Source organism: Nonomuraea harbinensis (assembly GCF_019396385.1).
GTDB classification, from domain to species: Bacteria; Actinomycetota; Actinomycetes; order Streptosporangiales; family Streptosporangiaceae; genus Nonomuraea; species Nonomuraea ferruginea.
This window is the reverse complement of record NZ_JAHKRN010000007.1, coordinates 205,237-221,697: the sequence shown is the minus strand read 5'-3', so window position 1 is coordinate 221,697 and position 16,461 is coordinate 205,237. Positions and strand designations below refer to the sequence as shown.

Genomic DNA, 16,461 nt, shown 5'->3' with positions numbered 1-16,461 from the left:
GGAGAGGTGGAGGCGCGTTCGTCACCTGAGGGCTGAGCGGGCGGCGGGGGTGAGGGGGAGGCGGTGTGGGGGTGCTGTCAGGTAAGCGTCGAGGGTGGGGAGGGGAAGTTCGTCGGCCGCCCGTTCGAACCGGGTCAGCCAGATGAACACGTTCTCTCCCTCCCGTACGGGAAGCGCCGGGAAGGTGTTGGCCGCGGGCTCGGTCTCGAAGCAGGCGAGAGGCGGCGCCCCGGCCGACACCAGGGCGGGCGCCACCTGGGAGGCGAAGTACGCCGCGAACCCGTCCTCGACGTGGCAGATCGTGGCCACGTACAGGGAAGAGGGGAGAGCGGTGGCGCCCACCGGCGGGCGCGGGCCGGTGGGGGCGAGGGGGCGCGGCCAGGACCAGGCGGGGGTGTCGGGCGCGGAGACGGGGCGGAGCAGGAGGACGTCGTCGGAGTCGAGCATGGTGGCGTTGGCCGCGTCGCGGTTCGCCTTCCAGGCGGGCCCCGAGTAGAAGGCGGTCAGCGCCGCCTTGCGTGCCTCCATGTCAGGAAATGAGCGGATCCAGGGGTACTGGTCGGGGTCGTCGGGATTGCGGAAGTGGCCGACGATCCGCATCCCCGCCTCCTCCTGCGTCTCGACGAACTCCCGCTCGAACAGGTCGATGAGCACGTCACGGGCGCCGGGCACCATGGTGTAGCGGCGAAGCTCGTAGATCATGCGGTGACGCTAGGCCCGGGACACTGACGTCTTCCGTCAGGGATAGCGCAGAACAATCTTCTGATCACCATATGCTGTTGATTGGCTACCCAGGGTTATACGATCGCTTTGGCTTTGACCCCCCCGGGTCAAGGCAGGTCAATGAGGGCGTTCGCCTGCCCTCACACGACGAAGGAGCTGAAGTGATCAAGAAGCTGTGCGCCACGGGCTTCGTGGTGGCGACAGCGGTCGGCGTCACGGTGCTGGCCGCACCGGCGCACGCCGACAGCTGGACCGACAACTGGAGCACCAACACCTCGTCGTCACAGTCGGGCAACACGTTCTCCCGCGTCGGCGCGGCCAACCACGGCTGGGGCCGGTCGGTCAACGTCAACAACCTCAACGGCTACGCCATCACGGCGGCCAACGGCAGCACCGCCATCACCTACATCTTCTTCTGATCCGAAGGGACCACCAAGAAATGATCAAGAAGCTCGCGCTCATCGGGTTCACCGCCGCCGGCCTCGCCCTCATGGCCGTCCCCGCTCACGCCGACACCCGGATCGACAACGACAGCCGCAACAGCGAGTCGTCGCAGACGGGCAACAACTTCAGCAACATCGGCACGAGCAACCGCGGCGGTTCGGCCGCGACCAACGTGACCAACATCAACGGCAACGCGGTCGTGGCGACCAACCGCAGCTGGGCCCGCGTGGCCGTCGACGTCGACTAGCAGGTGGAGGCGCCCGCGCTGCCCGGGGGCGCGGGCGCTACCATCTCCGGATGGTTCTGTGTGCTTACGTCACCTTCGACGACCCGGATGGCCACGATGACGAGCGCGAGGTCGTCCTGGCCGCCTGGCGCGAGGCCGGCCTCGAAGGCCGGACCGAGCGCTGGGACGACCCGGAGGCCGACTGGAGCGCCTACGACGCCGTCGTCGTCCGATCCGTCTGGGACTACTGCGACCGCAGGGCCGAGTTCCTGGCCTGGACCCGGCGTGTGGAGCGCGTCGCCCGGCTGCTCAACCCGGCCGCCGTCCTGGAGTCCAACACCGACAAGACCTACCTGCGCGACCTCGGCCTGCCGATCGTGCCCACCTACTGGTCCTCCCGCGACCTGCCGGACCACCGGGAGTACGTCGTCAAGCCCACGGTCTCGGCGAGCGCCCGCGACACGATCAGGACCTCCGACCGCGCCGAGGCGACGGCCTTCGCCGCCGCGCTCGAGGCCGCCGGCCGCACCCCCATGGTCCAGCCCTACCTCGACATGGTCGAGGCGGAGGGCGAGACCTCGCTGCTCTACTTCAACCGTCGCTTCAGCCACGCCGTCCGCCGCTCGCCCATGCTGGCCCCCGGCATGACGGGCGTCGACAACATCCGGGCGCAGCCGCGCACACCGGCCCCGGACCAGGTCGAACTCGCCGAGAAGGTGCTCGCCGCCATCCCACAGCCCCTTCTGTACGCCAGGATCGACCTGGTCCGGCTACCCGGCGGCGCCCCTGCCCTGATCGAGCTGGAGCTGACCGAGCCGTACCTCTACCTGCGCCAGGTCCCCGGCTCCGCCGCCGCGTTCGCCGCGGCGCTGCGCGAGCTGCTCTAGGCCGTGATTCCGCCGTCCACCGGGATGACGGTCCCGGTCAGGTAGGCGCCGGCGCGCGAGGCCAGGAAGATCGCCGCCCCGGCCATGTCGTCGGGCCGCCCGATGCGGCCGAGCGGCACGTTCGAGGCGATGGAGGCCCGGGTCGACGGGTCGTCCAGCGCGAAGGCCATCATCTTGGAGTCGAACGGGCCGGGGGCGATCGCGTTCACGGTGATGTGCTCCGGGGCCAGCTGCCTGGCCAGGTGCCGGGTCAGCATGTGCACGGCCGCCTTGGTGGAGGAGTAGGCGTACGTCTCCATCACCGGCACCCTGATGCCGTCGACCGAGCCGACGTTGATCACCCGTGCCGGGTCGTCCTCGCCCGCCGCCTCGCGCAGTCGCGGCAGCAGGCGCTGGACGAGCGTGAAGGCGCCCTTGACGTTGATGTTCCAGAGCTTGTCGAAGGCGTGCCCGGGATACTCCTCCAGCGGCGCGCCCCAGGTCGCGCCCGCGTTGTTGATGAGCACGTGCAGCGGCCCCGTGACCGCCGACACCAGCGCGTCCACCCCCTCGGGCGTGGACAGGTCGGCGACCACGGGCGTGCAGCCGAGTTCGGCGGCGGTCCGCTCCACCTCGGCGGCCTTGCGCGCGGAGATGACGACCTTCGCGCCGGCCGCCGTGAACCCGGCCGCGATCATGCGGCCGATGCCCCGGGAGCCGCCGGTGACGACGACTGTCTTGCCTTCCACCGAGAACAGAGTCATGTTCCGGAAGCATGCCATACCGACCGGTTGGTCGCCATCCCCGTCAGACGCCCGGGAGGCGGCCGTTCCTGAACAGGTCCACGAACCGCTGGTGATCCTCCCGGGCCTGGGCCCCGTACCGGTGCGCGAACTCCACCAGCATCCCGATGAATCCGGCGCGATCGTCCCCGACCACGCCCACGATCGCCTCCTCCGTGGAGAAGGTGACCAGGTCGTGGGCGGACTCGTCGTCGGCCACCGCGTGCATGCGCGCCACCGCCCGGCCCAGGTCGAGCATGATCGCGTGCAGCTCCTCCGGCTCGTTCACGTCGTCCCAGTCCAGATCGGCCGAGTACGGTGACACCTCGGCGACGAGCTGTCCGGCGCCGCCCAGGGTGGTGTAGCCGAGCCACGGGTCCGCGTACGCCTGCAGCGCACGCTGCGACTCCGCCGTCCGGTGCCCCTGGTGGCGGAAGTAGCGGGTCACCTTCTCATCGGTGATGTGCCGCGCCACCGCCGGCACCTGGGCCTGCTTCATGTAGAGGATCACATCGTTCTCCAGTGCCTGCGAGCGCCCCTCCAGCAGCAGGTTGTACGAGGGCAGCCCGGCCGAGCCGATGCCCACGCCGGTGCGCAGCGCGATGTCCTTGATCACGTGCTCCACCGGGTTCGACGGGGTGGGCAGCGTGGTCAGGTAGTCCTCGAACGCCGACCGGACCGCCTGCCGGGTCGTGTCCGCGACCGGCTCGCGGCCTTCCATGAACGCGAAGCGCCGCTCGTAGTCGTCGATGACCGTCTCGATCTCCAGCATGGCCACCCGGGTGCGCAGCCGGGCCGTCTGCAGCACCCGGTGCAGCACTCCCGAGGTGGTGTCCAGGGTGAGCGAGCCGACGGCGTCGTCGCCGCCCCGCGCGATCGCGGCCAGCTCGGTGAGGTAGGCGCCGCCGAAGTCGCCGACGAGCCGCCCGATGGCCTCGTCCGACAGCGCCTTGGCGTACCCCAGGAGCGCCACGCTGGCCGCGAACCGCTTGAGGTCCCAGGTGTACGGGCCGACGTACGCCTCGTCGAAGTCGTTGACGTTGAACACCAGGACGCCCGAGGCGTTCATGTACGTGCCGAAGTTCTCCGCGTGCAGATCGCCGTGGATCCACACGCGGCTGGTCGCCCGGTCGAGGTACGCCTCGTCCGCGTACCCGGAGGTGAGGTCCGCGTAGAACAGGCAGGCGCTGCCCCGGTAGAACGCGAACGGGGAGGCCGCCATCTTCCGGAACTTGCGCCGGAACGCGGCCGGGTCGCGCTTGATCGATTCGCCGAACTCCGCCATCAGGACATCGAGCAGGAAGGTGGAGCGTGAACTCATACCCCGGACGGTAGATCGCCCGGCCCTTCCCGCCTAGACAGGCTCGGGTAGCGCGCGCCTTCCCGTGATGGTGAGACCGGTCGCGAGGACGGCCAGGAGCACCACCTGGACGCTGCCGGTGACCAGAAGATCGCCGTACATATCCGCCATGTCCAGGAGCCGCACTGCCATCAGCAGCGCCGCGACCATGCCCAGGGCGAGCCGCCAGGGCGCCGCCGGCCGGCGGATCGCGCCGGCCGCCACGCCCGCCACCAGGGCGAGCACGCCCAGCCCGATCGGATCCGTCCAGGGGTACGACCACGACCACGTGGGATCCCGGGGCAGCAGGGCGAGGGAGGCCGCGAACACCGCCACGGTGAGCGGCAGCACCGCCTGCCACCACGGCCGCGTCACCGGAAGGACGTCGCGGTGGTAGGCGAGCAGCAGCGCGATCACCGGGACCACGGTGAGGACGAGCCACGAGGCTGTCTGCGACGCGGGCTGCGCGGAGTCCGAGGCATGGAAGGCGACGGTTCCGGTGACCGGCAGCAGGGCGAGGACCGCGGCGCCCTTGGCCGTCGGCAGGTGCCCGCGTACGAGCGCGAGGAACGCCACGACCCAGCAGCAGGCCTCCGCCGCGGCCAGGAAGAAGAGAGGCTCCGCCACCCCGCCGGCCGCGGTGACGACGGACAGCGCGGCCTGGAACCCCAGGCCGAGCAGTGCTACCAGCCGTACGGCCTCGCCCCGGGCGAACGCCCGCGGGGTGGAGTCCTGGCCTCCGAGCCGCAGCCGCAGGGCGAGCGCGAGCACGCTGCCCACCTCGCCCCACCCAGGGCGTGGGTTGTCCGCGCTGGAGACGTCGCCGGCCGCCTCCAGGAACGCGGCCACCATCTCGCTCTCACGCTCGCGCCGGTAGTCCTCCGGCAGCAGGCGCAGCACGGATCGGTAGCGCCGCTCCAACAGCTCGCTCACCCGGCACCTCCCAGGTGGGGCGTGCCGGCGATCCGGATGGCGAGGCCGCCGGCCGGGCGGGCGCGCAGGCGGGAGTTCGCGGCCTCGGCGTTGGCGGCCAGGCGGGCGGCCTCCTCACGGAGGACGGTGGCGCCCTCGTCGGTCAGCCGGTAGTAGCGCCGCAGCCGGCCCTGCCGGACCTCCTCGCGGTCGAGCGCGATCAGGCCCTGCGCCGCGAGCCGGTCGAGCACCCCGTACAGGCTCCCGATCTTGAGCTGGACGCGGCCGCCGGAGATGCGCTCGACCTCCTGGACGATGCCGTAGCCGTGCAGCGGCCCGTCCACCAGCGCCGTGAGCGCGAGGAACATGGGCTCCGTGACGTTCATGCCCCCAACATATCTTGGACGTCAAGATATGGGGTCGAAGCCGCCATAGGAGCGGTTGTAGAACACCAGCGGGCCGCCGTCGGCGTGGGTGTCGAGCTGCAGCACACGGGCCACCACGATGACGTGGTCCCCTGCGGGATGCTCGGCGTCTATCCGGCAGTCGATCCAGGCCAGCGCGCCATCGAGCACCGGGTTCCCGCCGGGCGACTCCCTCCAGGTCAGGCCCGCGAACTTGTCTCCGCCGCGAGTGGCCATCTGGGCACAGACGGCCCGCTGGTGTTCGGCCAGGATGTTCAGGGTGATCACCTTGGCCGTCCGTAACCGGGGCCAGCTCGTGCTGCTGTACGCCACGCAGAACGCCACGAGCGGCGGGTCGAGCGACACCGAGGTGAACGAGTTGGCCGCGAGGCCGTGGGGCCGCCCCTCGCGGTCGAGCGCCGTGATGGCGACCACGCCGGTGGCGAACCGGCCGAGGACCCCGCGGAACGTCTCGGGGTCCACGGGGTCGCTCGCGGCCGGGCGCGGCCTGCACAGCAGGGAGGCGAGCCGCCGCTCCTGGGTGAGTAGCTCACGGGTCTGCGCCATGGCCGCCTCCCTGACTCTTACCAAGCGCTTGCTTGGTAAGTTAGGCGTCCCGCCCCCGCTCGTCAAGGGGGTGTCGAGGCCCTTATTACGGTCAGCGCCGAATCCCCCGGACGGTCAGTCCTCGGATAGGGAAACCTGACCGCGTGGGCAGGCGAGAAAAGCGTCACCCGCCCCGCGCCGAACCGTCACCGTGCCGCGGGGACACAAAGCCGGGACGCGGCGCCTGCGGGCTGGACGGCGGGAAGGGGAAGGCCCTCGAAGAAGGAGGAACGCGCGCCCTGGCGGGCGTGGGGGACCCGCCAGGACGCGCTTCCTGCCCCGTGAGCGGCGGCGCCAGGACTCCGGCGAGGGATGGAGTCCTGAACCGCGTGGTCGCACACGGAGTTGGTGGGGGAGTGACCCTCTCGCGAGGACTCCGGGTGTTGGTCTAGCTGCGGCGATGCCACTTTCCCTGTCGGGCCGCACTGCTCCGGGACGCAGGCGGGGGCGCTTCCCTCACGTGGGCGAGGGGCCCGTCTTCGCACCGGACGTTCGGCTCGGCTGACAGGGAAGGCGCGGAACTGCCGGGCTGGACGCACTGGCTGATGTGGAGGAACCCGTGGCGAGGCAACTCGTAACGCAGTAAACGTGTTGCTTCGCAAGGGTCCCGCCAGGGCACGTACGGCATACCCGCGCGGTCCGGCATCACCGGCCCTCACCCCCTCACCGGCCTTTCGATGGATTTGTACCAACGAATGGATGATGCGGCTGCGGATGCCGTCCGGTCAAGGGGGAGATGGTCTGCTAGAACCAGATCGTCTAAATTGTTGGAACAAAAGGGGTGAAAGTGGCAAGGTCGGTGCTGTATCAGCAGGTGGCTTCGGAGCTGAGAAGGGCCATCTACTCCGGCGTACTCGGCCCCGGAGCACAGCTGCCGACAGAGGCGCAACTCATGGAAGACCATGGGGTGAGCCGCAACACCGTCCGATTGGCCCTCGGGGAACTCGTGAATGAAGGGCTCGTAACGCGTACGCCACGGCGCGGCACGGTGGTCAGGGATCGCAGGCCGCTGCTCATCTACCCGCAGCGCGAGCTGGAGCCGCAGCCTTCTGGAGAGCTGCGCGAGGCCTTCGCCTTCGCCGTCACGCAGGAAGGCCGCGAGCCCAGCCAGTACATAGAGGTTCTGACCGTATCTCCGGTGGAGGAGATCGCCAGCAGGCTGGAACTGTCCGACGGGGAGCTCGCCGTGGTACGGCGGCGCCTGCGGTTCGTGGACGGCCAGCCCTACAACACCAACGACTCCTACTTCCCGCGGAAGCTGGTGGCCGACTCGGCGATCGCCCGGCCGGGCGACATCGAGAGAGGCGCCAACCGCGTGCTGGAGGAGCTGGGGCACGAGCAGGTGCGCGTGGTGGACGACATCTGGGCGCGGATGCCCAATCAGGAGGAGGCTGAGCGGCTCCAGCTGGAGCTCGGCACGCCGGTCATGGTCTATGTGCGCGTGGGCTACGACCGTTACGAACTGCCGGTGCGCGTCGCGGTGTCGGTGCTGCCTGCCGACAAACATCTGATCAGATACGAGCTCGACCGCCGCTGACAGAGCTCGGTTGGGGGTGATCCCGCCGGCCGCGGTACCAGCGAGCCTGCCGTCTCGCTGGACGCGGGGAGCCGTAATGCTCCCCTTATAGCGATTTATCCGTATATATCGGGCTATCGGATATATCGGGCCATAGGCCACCATTTGGGATTCGTATCCCAACCATCGATCACTTTGCGTATTCGTACGCGCGCGTATCGCAATGAAAGGTGAATCATGCGCACGAACACCCTCCTGCACCCGCTCACCCTCCGGCGGGCGGAGCCCGTCGACCTCCGGGGGGTTCTCGACCTCCTCGCCGACACGGCCGGCTGGCTGCACTCGCGGGGCGTCCGCCAGTGGCCCCGCGAGGGCTTCGGCCCGGACCGTATCCTGCCGCTGATCGAGGAGCGCGTGCTGTTCCTGCTCGACGACGAGCTGCGCGCGCTCGACCCCGACGGGCCGGCGCCGCTCGTCGCCACCATCGCCCTCGACGGGCACGCCGATCCGGAGTTCTGGACCGAGGCCGACGACCCCGGCGCCGCCCTGTACGTGCACAAGCTCGCCGTGGCGCGGCCCTGGTCGGGGAGCGGCCTGGGAGACGCCCTGCTGGACTGGGCGGGCGCCACCGCGTACGGGTCGGGACTGCCGTGGCTGCGGCTGGACTGCGCCAAGCGCAACGAAGGGCTCCAGAGCTACTACCGGCGCCGCGGCTTCCGTCACGTGCGCACGGTGGACCTGCCGCATCGCGCGTCGGGCGCGCTGTTCCAGCGCAGGGCCGCCGACCCGGCGATCACGGCCTTCCGCGACCTCACGGCGCCGGAACTGATCGTCGCCTGACTCCGGATCCGTTCCGCATGGCCGGCGATGTTCACGTTCACAGCAGGGCCGGTCCGGTCGGCGGCTGACAGGGGAGTGCGGGCCGTCGCCCGCGCTCCCCGGGTGCCCGGCGTATGCCGGCCCGCCAGGAGGATTTCCCCACCTCGGCGGGCAAATCAGGGCAGAGCTGCCTATACCCTCTCCAGCATGACGGGATCCCTGCTGGAGGTCATCGCGCTCGGCGTGCGTGACGCCGTGGCGGCTGAACAAGGTGGCGCCGACCGCCTGGAGGTCGTCACCGGGATGGCGGAGGGCGGGCTCACTCCGGCGCCCGAGACGGTCGCGGCCATCGCCGCCGAGTGCCCGCTGCCGCAGATGGTGATGCTCCGCTGCGACGGCGGGTTCGCCGCGGACGGCGACGTGCTGGAACGGCTGCGCGCCGACGCCCGCGAGCTGGCGCAGGCGGGCGCGGCCGGGTTCGTCTTCGGGTTCCTGGACGAGGCGGGTGCCGTGGACCTGGCGGCCACCGAGGCGCTCATCCACGCGGTGTCCCCGCTGCCCTGGACGTTCCACCGGGCGGTCGACCACGCGGCCGACACGCAGGCCTCCTGGCGGGCCGTACGGCTGCTGCCCAACCTCGCCACGGTGCTGACGGCGGGCTCGCCGCACGGCGTGGGGGACGGGCTGCCGGTGCTCAAGGGCCGCGCCGACGCCGGCGACGGCTCCATCATCATGGCCGGCGGCGGTCTCAGGCCCCGGCACGTAGCGGACCTGCTGGACTACGGCGTACGCGCCTTCCACGTGGGCTCGGCGGTCCGGCGGAGCTGGACGGACCCGGTGGACGCGCAGCTGGTCCGCCGCTGGCGGTCGCTGGTCGAACGCGACTAGCGAGGGCTGGCGACGCGTACGGATCCGGCCGCGGGCTCAGCTGAAGGGGTTCGGATACACTGCTCAACCCCGGCCCCGATCGGATGATCGGGAAAGTCGGGATATGTGAGAACCGGTGGGCGAGGCCTTCGGAGCTTCGCCGACGCGTGACGGACGGCTGATGCCCAGATGCCCGAGCTGACTACGACGATCTCCGCCCAGCAGGTCCGGCGTCGGTGGCCGTTGACCGGGCGGGGGCAGGACGTGGCGGCGATCCTCCAGGCGCTGCTCGCCGACGGCCCGGACGGGGTGCTGCTCGTCGGCGACACCGGGGTGGGGAAGAGCCGGGTCGTCGAGGCCGTGCTCCACCGTTGCGCCGTGAGCTCGTGCCACACCGCGCGGATCGTCTGCACGCCGGCCGACCGGGACGTGCCGTTCGGGGCGGTCCGCCAGCTCCTGCCGGAGCCGGGCGACCCGGCGGATCCCGTCGCGGCCCTGCTCAAGGCCGCGCGGGGACGTACGGTCGTCATCGCCATCGACGACGCGAGCTGGCTGGACGAGGATTCGGCGGCGGTGCTCCAGCGGCTGGTGGTGCACGCCGGGGCGCGCGTACTGATGGCCACGGAGGCGGCGCCGGCCGAGGGGCTGCGGCGGTGGGGCCGGTGGTCGCGCATGGACCTCGCCCCGCTCGACCGGGCGCGGACGAAGGACCTGGTCGAGGCGGTGCTCGGGGCTCCGGTGGACGGGCTCACGCTGGACGGGCTGTGGCGGGTCAGCGGCGGCAATCCGCTCTTCCTGCGGGAGCTGCTCTGCGGCGCGGTGGACGACGGCGCCCTGGTGACCAGGGAAGGTGTGGTGACCTGGCGCGACGGTGCCATCGGCGACGCCCACTCCAGTGACACGGCCGCGGCGGCGCTGGACGCGCTCTCGGCCGAGGAGCTGGACGCGCTGCGTTATCTGGCCGTCGCCCACTCGGCGCCGCTGGAGGTGATGGAGCGGCTGGTCCCGATGCCGGTGCTGGAACGGCTGGAAGAGCAGCGGCTCATCCAGTTCGACCAGTCCGGAAGGGTCCCGCTGCTCCGGGTGGCGCACCCGTTGCACGCCCACACCGTCGTCGCCCGTACCGGAGCGTTGCGGATCTACAGGATCCGCAACGACCTCGCCACCACGATGATGGCGTGCCGGCCGGACGACCGGGTCCGCACGGTGCAGTGGCGGCTGGCGGCCCAACTGGACGTGCCCGACGACGAGGTGCTGGCAGCGGCCGACGAGGCGTTGCGTGACCGGGATGTGGCGGTGGCGGAGCAGTTGTCCCGCCAGGTCGCCACGCCGGCCGGGGCCTGGCGGCTGGGCCGGGCGCTCGTGGCGCGGGGTGAGAACGCCGAGGCGGAGAAGTGGCTGGCCGAGGCGGCCCGGAAGCTGGTGGACCCGGCCGCGCGGGCGAATGTGGCCGCGCTGCGGGCGGTCAACCTGTTCTGGGGTTTCCGTGACCCGCGGCGGGCGCTGGAGGTCGTCGCCGAGGCCAAGGCCGCGATCGCGGCGGAAGACTCGGGCGACCTGCTGGCCGCCGAGGCGCTCGTCCTGGTCTTCGACGGCCGGGTCGAGGCGGCGGACGAGATGGTGACGCGGCTGTTGGACCGCCCGCCGGACGATCCGGTCCTGGTGGGGGCGATGGCGCCGTTGCGGCCGCAGTTGCTGCTCTTCACCGGGCGGCCGGCGCGGGCGATCGAGGAACTGGCCGCGGCCCGGGGTGCGTTCGGCGGCGCGTGGCCGACGATGCGGGCGATGACGCAGGTCTGTCACGTGCACGCGCTGGTCATGGCCGGTGCGGTGGAACGGGCGGCCGAGACGGTGCAGCGTTACTACCACGACGCGGTCGAGCAGGGGTCGGCCGCCGGGGTGGCCCTCGTCGCGCTGGCCGGCGGGATCTGCTCCTACTACCAGGGGCGGACCGAGCAGGCGGCGAGGTGGCTGCGGGAGGCCCGCGCGCTGACCGACAGCCAGCCGAGGTTCCGGTTCCGGGAGACCGTGCTGGCGATCAGCGCCGGCGTGGCCGCGGGGCGGGGTCTCGTCGACGAGGCGCGTGAGCTGCTGGACCGGCTCGGGGAGGCCGGGGCCGACCCGTCGGCGGCCGACTACGGCGCCTTCGGCGAGGTGTGGGCGCTGGTGCTCGCCGGGGACCGCGAGGGCGCCGGGGTGGTTCTGCGCCGCCGGGCCGAGGAGGCGCTGGCCGTCGGCAACGTGCTGATGGCCACCGAATTCCTGCACGTCGACATCCGGTTCAACCCGTCGGCGGCGACGGTTGCCCGGCTTCGGAAGATCGCGGAGAACGCCGACGGGGAGCTGTTCGGCCTCCTCGCCGACCACGCCGCGGCGCTGGTGGACCAGGACCTGTGCGGGATGAACCGGGTCAGCGCCGCCTTCGAGCGACGCGGGTACCACGGCTTCGCGCTGGAGGCCGCCGCCACCGGGGCGACGTTCCGCGGCGGCCGGGAGGTGAACGCGCTCGCGCGCCGTACCCAGCGGCTGCTCGGCGAGCATCAGGGCGCCTGGCCGGAGTGGCTGCCCCCGCCCAGGTCGTCGCCGGTGCTGACGTGCCGGGAAAAGCAGATCAGCGAGCTGGCGGCGAGCGGGATGGAGACCGCGGCCATCGCGCGTGCGTTGTCGGTGTCGCCCCGTACGGTGGAGAACCACCTGCAGCGGGCCTATGACAAGCTCGGCATCCACCGCCGCACCGAGCTGGCGGCGGCGCTCGCCGAGGACGGTCTCATACGCCGCTGACCGCTTGGTCCCGATGGTCCTGCTGTTCGCGTACGAGCTCGGCGTAGCGGCCGCCCCGGGCGACGAGGGCGTCGTGGGTGCCCTGCTCCACGATCGTCCCCCGATCCAGGACGACGATGAGGTCGGCGTTGCGGATCGTGGAGAGCCGGTGCGCGATCACCACCTGCGTGCAGCCGACCCGCGCGAGCCGCCGCTGGATCATCGCCTCGGTACGGGCGTCCAGACTGGAGGTCGGCTCGTCGAGCAGGAGAACGCTGGGCTGGTGCACCACGGCGCGGGCCAGCGCGATGCGTTGCCGCTGGCCGCCGGAGACCTGGGAGCCGGACTCGCCCACTGTGGTGTGCAGGCCCATCGGCATCGCGGTGATGTCCTCGGTGAGCGCGGCCACCCATACCGCCAGCTGGATCTGTTCGGGTGTGCAGCGGGGCTTCCCCACGGTGATGTTGTCGGCGATCGTACCCTCGAACAGGAACGGCTGCTGGGTGACGATGCCCATCTGCTGCCGCAGCCGCCGCCGGTCGAGCAGTTCCAGCGGCACGTCGTCGTAGCTGATCTGCCCGGCGGTCGGTTCGAGCAGGCCGAGCAGGAGTCGGCCGAGGGTGGTTTTGCCGGACCCGGACGACCCGACGATCGCGATGCGCTGCCCCGGTTCGATCCGCAGGGTGATGTCGCGCAGGACCGGGCGGGAGGGGTGGTAGCCGAAGTACGCGCCGCTCACGTCGATGCGGCCGCGCAGGCCGCCGGGCAGCTGCCCCCGGCCGTTCGGCGCCGGCGGGGTGTCCATGATGTCGCCGAGGCGTTCCAGGTGGGCCATCGCGGCATGGAGTTGCTGGACGGTGGTGAGCAGCGACCCCAGCGGGGCCAGCGCGGCGCCGGCCAGCGCGGCGAGGGCGAGCAGCTCGCCGAGCTGCGCCGTGCTGGGCAGCTGGTAGGCGACGATGAGCAGCAGCCCGACGGCCAGGCCGGTCTGTGCGGCGGTGGTGAGCGCCTGGACCCCGGTGAGGAACAGGTCGCGGCGCCGGGCGGTCGCGAGCTCGCGGCCGTAGCGGGCCCGCCAGCGGCTGACGGTGGCTTCCTCCGCCCCGCAGGCGATCACCGTCTCCACTCCACCGAGGCTTTCCACCAGGGTGTTCTGCGTCATCGCCTGGGCGTTCAACGATTCGTGCACGCGCTGGATGCTCGCCCGCCCGGCCAGCAGCGCGATGAGTGCCTGCAGGGCGGCGACGGCGGCAGCGGCGATCGCGATCGGGGGGGAGGCGACCGCGAGCAGGAGCAGGTAGCCCAGGCCGGTGAGGCAGTCGATGCCGAAGGCGAGGGACCGCTCCGTGACCAGGTCACGCAGTGTCGAGGCGGTGGAGAGGCGGCTGAGCAGGTCGCCGGAGCCACGCTGGTCGAAGAAGCGGAAGGGCAGGGTGAAGGTGTGCTCGACGAGCCGGCGCATCAGCCGGGCCGCCACACCGGTCTGCAGCTCGATCAGCAGCACCGAGCGCAGCCAGCTCACGACCGCGAAGACCAGCCAGCCGACGCCCGCCGCCACGCTGAGCGGGAGCAGCATCTCGTCGAGGTTCCCGCTGGTCGTCCCGTCGACCACCACCCGGGTGACCCCCGCCACCAGAAGCGGGAAGAACTGCACCACGAGGGATGCGACGACCAGGGAGGCGATCAGCCGCCAGTCGCCGAACACCCCGGTGAGCATCCGGGCGGCGGTCCGCCAGGTCGAGTCGGAGCCGCGGGGCAGCTTCCCCTCGGGTTTCCCGGACAGGACGACGCCGCTGTATGCGGCCGTGAACTCGTCATGGCTCAGCCGGCGCCGGCCCTGGGCGGGGTCGGCGAGCCGCACCTCCTTGTCGCGGATGTCCTCGACGACGACGAAATGGTTCTCCCCCCAGTGGGCGATGAGCGGAGTCGGCAGCCGGGAGAGGCTGGCCGCCGGCGCGGAGAACGCGCGCAGAGTCAATCCGAAATGTCTCCCGGCGGCGATCAGCTCGCGGGCGCTCGCGCCGTCCCGGTCCGACGGGAGATGCTTGCGTGCCTCCATGACGGAGGTGCGCCGGCCGTGCGCGCTCAGCACCATGGCCAGGCAGGCGGCGGCGCAGTCCGCCGCCGAGAGCTGCATACGCAGTGGTACGCGCCGGATCACAGCCAGTGCCATCGGATCGTCGCCTTGGCCCGCTGCCCGGCGAGCCACTCGGCCAGCGCCGCTTCCCCGGCGCGGGCCAGCACCGCCGGATCCGTCGCGTCGGCGGCTTCCCGTCTCCGCACGCCGCCGAGGATGACCTGCCCTTCCTCGGGCACCGGCCCGGCGAGCTCGCCCGCCACGAGAGAGCGCAGCGGCGCGGGCAGATCCAGCGCCCAGTGCCGGCCCACGGTGAGCTGGAGGTCCCCGCTGTGCTGCCCGAGACGGGTGAGCAGGTCGGCCGGGGTGCGTGCCGTCGGGAGGTCGTCCAGCGCCTTCGCGTCGACCGCCCGCACCCAGACCGCGTCGACCCGGTCGAAGTCGGCCGGGTGGGCCCGCAGGTGGTCGGCCGCGTGCTTGTCGAAGAAGCCTCGCCGGAACCGCTCGATGCGGGCGACGAACTCGATGTGGATGGCAAACGCCTGTTCGGTGAGGCCGACGTCGGCCAGCCACTCCAGGGTGGCCGCCCGGCTGTGCAGGCCACGGCCGCGACGGAACAGGTCGGCGGCCTCGGCCAGTTCCTCGGCGGCCATCGCCACGTCCTCGTCGAACACCTGGTCCCACAGGAGACAGAAGTCGACGAGTTGCCGGTGCAGGGTGGGGTCCCGCCGGTTGAGCGCACGGATGGTGAACAGCGCCGAGGGCACCGAAAGCGAGCGCTCGTTCACGCTGAGCAGCCGGTTTGCCGCGAAGTGGGTGGAGTACTCGATCGACCAGGGTACCCCGTCCTCGGCCTGCCCGGTGAGGGCGACGCTCCCGCCCTCCGGGTCGGCGAGCACCAGGTCGTAGCCGGCCCGCAGGTCGCCCGGCGGGAGGTCGACGACGAGCTCGGGCCGGCGCGACGGGTGGGCGGCGGACCAGGCGGCGACCATCCGCCGGGCCTCGCTGACCTGGTCCCGGTGGCGGGGCAGGCGGCGCAGCAGCGCCACCGCGCTGGCCAGATCGGCGCCGAAGCCGGCTGTTGATGGGGTGGTCACGGCGTCGTCTCCTTGGTCGCGGGTTCGTCGGCGGTCAGCCAGTCGGTGATCGCGTCGCTGATGGGCAGTCCGGTGAGCGTCTCGATCCAGCCCCACTGGCCGTTCACGTTCACTTCGAGGAAGACGTACTCCCCGTCCTCGGTGCGGATGAGATCGATGGCCCCGAAGTTCAGCCCGAGTGCGGACGTGAACTCCAAGCAGCGCCTGGCCACCTCGTCGGGAAGGTCGACGGCGCGGTACACCACCCTGTTGTCGTCGTAGCGCCGCCAGTCCTGCGCGGTCAGCCGGGAGGACTGCGAATCGATCTCGGCGGCGAACAGCCGGTCGCCCACCACCGTCACCCGCAGCTCGGCCGCCTTGGTGATGTTGGGCTGCAAGATCACCGGCGCGTGCTGGATCCGGTGCCGGCCCGCCAGGTGCCGCCGTTGCACCTGGGTGGTGTAGATGAGGTGCTGCTCGCCGTAGACGAAGAAGTCCTTGTACGTGAGTGCTTTGCTGATGAGTTGCCCGTCGGCGCGGTTCCAGGCGGGGATCAGCTCGTCCGGATCGTTGGTGAAGAGGGTCCGCGGCACGGTGAAGCCGATTTCGGCGGCCTTGGCGAGGTGGACCAGCTTGTTGTCGGACCGCAGCGCCTGAGTGGGTTTGGCTGGCATCCAGCGCGCCGGCACCAGCTCCCAGAAGCCGTCGCGGAAACGACGGGCGACCAGTTCGGCGTACGCCCGGTAGTCCTCGTCGGTCACCAGGTCGCCGACCTGGATCGGGCTGGGGCGACGATCCCAGACGGCGGTGACCTCGGCCAGATCGTACGTCCGACCGTGGTGTTTCAGGATCTGCCGGCAGCCGCCGCCGGCTACCTCGACGGTCAGCCGGCTGTGCGCCGGGTACTGGTCCTCGTCCCACCAGAGCACCGGGATTCCGCGCGCTTCCACCTTGGGGCGCACGAAGTCGATGGTGACGGCGTCATCGGGACTACTGATGATCAAAAGCATGTGAACGCTCCAGGGCCACATCAAAGGGCGTGGC

General features: G+C 71.4%; 16 protein-coding genes and 1 pseudogene. 8 read left to right on the top strand and 9 right to left on the bottom strand.

The window, feature by feature from the left end; translation table 11 throughout:
* Positions 1–21 precede the first annotated feature (21 nt).
* A complete protein-coding gene (locus KME79_RS46215) occupies positions 22–702 on the bottom strand; it encodes an NIPSNAP family protein (RefSeq protein WP_219544241.1) in 681 nt (226 codons plus the stop codon).
* A 182-nt stretch (positions 703–884) separates the two neighbouring features.
* Between KME79_RS46215 and KME79_RS10440 the strand changes: the two genes are divergently transcribed.
* Genes KME79_RS10440 through KME79_RS10430 form a run of 3 tightly spaced genes read left to right on the top strand, consistent with a single transcriptional unit; the run spans position 885 to position 2,280 of the window.
* Positions 885–1,142 carry a hypothetical protein gene (locus tag KME79_RS10440; RefSeq protein ID WP_219544240.1) on the top strand — a complete coding sequence of 86 codons (258 nt, stop codon included), beginning with the start codon at positions 885–887 and terminating at the stop codon, positions 1,140–1,142.
* Positions 1,143–1,162: 20 nt separating this feature from the next.
* A complete protein-coding gene (locus KME79_RS10435; protein ID WP_148033634.1) occupies positions 1,163–1,414 on the top strand; it encodes a hypothetical protein in 252 nt (83 codons plus the stop codon).
* 50 nt (positions 1,415–1,464) lie between these two features.
* Entirely contained in the window at positions 1,465–2,280 is an 816-nt protein-coding gene (locus KME79_RS10430; RefSeq protein ID WP_219544239.1) for an ATP-grasp domain-containing protein, read from the top strand.
* On the opposite strand, the gene KME79_RS10425 is transcribed toward KME79_RS10430, so the two are convergent.
* From KME79_RS10425 to KME79_RS10405, 5 genes are read right to left on the bottom strand one after another with little or no spacing between them, the layout of a single operon-like run.
* Entirely contained in the window at positions 2,277–3,023 is a 747-nt protein-coding gene (locus KME79_RS10425) for an SDR family oxidoreductase (protein ID WP_148033632.1), read from the bottom strand. The two genes, KME79_RS10430 and KME79_RS10425, sit on opposite strands and share 4 nt — an antisense overlap.
* Before the next feature lie 43 nt (positions 3,024–3,066).
* On the bottom strand, positions 3,067–4,362 hold the full coding sequence (locus tag KME79_RS10420) for a DUF2252 domain-containing protein (protein WP_219544238.1): 1,296 nt from the start codon (positions 4,360–4,362) through the stop codon (positions 3,067–3,069).
* A gap of 33 nt (positions 4,363–4,395) precedes the next feature.
* Positions 4,396–5,313 (bottom strand): hypothetical protein, encoded by a 918-nt coding sequence (locus KME79_RS10415; RefSeq protein WP_219544237.1) that lies wholly within the window; start codon positions 5,311–5,313, stop codon positions 4,396–4,398.
* On the bottom strand, positions 5,310–5,678 hold the full coding sequence (locus KME79_RS10410) for a PadR family transcriptional regulator (RefSeq protein ID WP_148033629.1): 369 nt from the start codon (positions 5,676–5,678) through the stop codon (positions 5,310–5,312). The genes KME79_RS10415 and KME79_RS10410 overlap by 4 nt, the downstream gene beginning before the upstream one ends.
* A 21-nt stretch (positions 5,679–5,699) precedes the next feature.
* Positions 5,700–6,263: a flavin reductase family protein gene (locus KME79_RS10405; protein ID WP_219544236.1), complete on the bottom strand. Its 564-nt coding sequence runs from the start codon at positions 6,261–6,263 to the stop codon at positions 5,700–5,702.
* Between the two features lie 820 nt (positions 6,264–7,083).
* Here KME79_RS10405 and KME79_RS46890 point away from each other — a divergent pair.
* From KME79_RS46890 to KME79_RS10385, 5 genes and pseudogenes are all read left to right on the top strand, one after another.
* Positions 7,084–7,284, top strand: a pseudogene (locus KME79_RS46890) (GntR family transcriptional regulator); the annotation flags it as partial.
* A gap of 6 nt (positions 7,285–7,290) precedes the next feature.
* Positions 7,291–7,839, top strand: a complete 549-nt coding sequence (locus tag KME79_RS10400) for a GntR family transcriptional regulator (RefSeq protein WP_261808886.1) — start codon at positions 7,291–7,293, stop codon at positions 7,837–7,839.
* A 216-nt stretch (positions 7,840–8,055) separates the two neighbouring features.
* Positions 8,056–8,658, top strand: a complete 603-nt coding sequence (locus KME79_RS10395; RefSeq protein ID WP_148033627.1) for a GNAT family N-acetyltransferase — start codon at positions 8,056–8,058, stop codon at positions 8,656–8,658.
* 186 nt (positions 8,659–8,844) lie between these two features.
* Positions 8,845–9,525 (top strand): copper homeostasis protein CutC, encoded by a 681-nt coding sequence (locus KME79_RS10390; protein ID WP_148033626.1) that lies wholly within the window; start codon positions 8,845–8,847, stop codon positions 9,523–9,525.
* A 168-nt stretch (positions 9,526–9,693) separates the two neighbouring features.
* Positions 9,694–12,285, top strand: a complete 2,592-nt coding sequence (locus tag KME79_RS10385; protein ID WP_219544235.1) for a LuxR C-terminal-related transcriptional regulator — start codon at positions 9,694–9,696, stop codon at positions 12,283–12,285.
* Here the strand turns inward: KME79_RS10385 and KME79_RS10380 are convergent.
* From KME79_RS10380 to KME79_RS10370, 3 genes are read right to left on the bottom strand one after another with little or no spacing between them, the layout of a single operon-like run.
* The gene (locus KME79_RS10380; protein WP_219544234.1) at positions 12,272–14,437 is read right to left on the bottom strand and encodes a peptidase domain-containing ABC transporter; all 2,166 of its coding nucleotides are present in this window, start codon (positions 14,435–14,437) and stop codon (positions 12,272–12,274) included. The two genes, KME79_RS10385 and KME79_RS10380, sit on opposite strands and share 14 nt — an antisense overlap.
* Positions 14,422–15,438, bottom strand: coding sequence for a TIGR04500 family putative peptide maturation system protein (locus KME79_RS10375; RefSeq protein WP_219544233.1), 1,017 nt, complete (start codon positions 15,436–15,438; stop codon positions 14,422–14,424). Before KME79_RS10375 ends, KME79_RS10380 begins: the two co-directional genes overlap by 16 nt.
* On the bottom strand, positions 15,435–16,427 hold the full coding sequence (locus KME79_RS10370; RefSeq protein WP_219544232.1) for an MvdC/MvdD family ATP grasp protein: 993 nt from the start codon (positions 16,425–16,427) through the stop codon (positions 15,435–15,437). Before KME79_RS10370 ends, KME79_RS10375 begins: the two co-directional genes overlap by 4 nt.
* Positions 16,428–16,461 lie beyond the last annotated feature (34 nt).

Excerpts from the sequence above, each read along its gene's own strand:
- KME79_RS46215 (WP_219544241.1), bottom strand. The coding sequence starts at position 702 with ATGATCTACGAGCTTCGCCGCTACACCATGGTGCCCGGCGCCCGTGAC.
- KME79_RS10435 (WP_148033634.1), top strand. The coding sequence starts at position 1,163 with ATGATCAAGAAGCTCGCGCTCATCGGGTTCACCGCCGCCGGCCTCGCC.
- KME79_RS10430 (WP_219544239.1), top strand. The coding sequence starts at position 1,465 with ATGGTTCTGTGTGCTTACGTCACCTTCGACGACCCGGATGGCCACGAT.
- KME79_RS10425 (WP_148033632.1), bottom strand. The coding sequence starts at position 3,023 with ATGACTCTGTTCTCGGTGGAAGGCAAGACAGTCGTCGTCACCGGCGGC.
- KME79_RS10420 (WP_219544238.1), bottom strand. The coding sequence starts at position 4,362 with ATGAGTTCACGCTCCACCTTCCTGCTCGATGTCCTGATGGCGGAGTTC.
- KME79_RS10410 (WP_148033629.1), bottom strand. The coding sequence starts at position 5,678 with ATGAACGTCACGGAGCCCATGTTCCTCGCGCTCACGGCGCTGGTGGAC.
- KME79_RS10405 (WP_219544236.1), bottom strand. The coding sequence starts at position 6,263 with ATGGCGCAGACCCGTGAGCTACTCACCCAGGAGCGGCGGCTCGCCTCC.
- KME79_RS10395 (WP_148033627.1), top strand. The coding sequence starts at position 8,056 with ATGCGCACGAACACCCTCCTGCACCCGCTCACCCTCCGGCGGGCGGAG.
- KME79_RS10390 (WP_148033626.1), top strand. The coding sequence starts at position 8,845 with ATGACGGGATCCCTGCTGGAGGTCATCGCGCTCGGCGTGCGTGACGCC.
- KME79_RS10385 (WP_219544235.1), top strand. The coding sequence starts at position 9,694 with ATGCCCGAGCTGACTACGACGATCTCCGCCCAGCAGGTCCGGCGTCGG.
- KME79_RS10380 (WP_219544234.1), bottom strand. The coding sequence starts at position 14,437 with ATGGCACTGGCTGTGATCCGGCGCGTACCACTGCGTATGCAGCTCTCG.
- KME79_RS10370 (WP_219544232.1), bottom strand. The coding sequence starts at position 16,427 with ATGCTTTTGATCATCAGTAGTCCCGATGACGCCGTCACCATCGACTTC.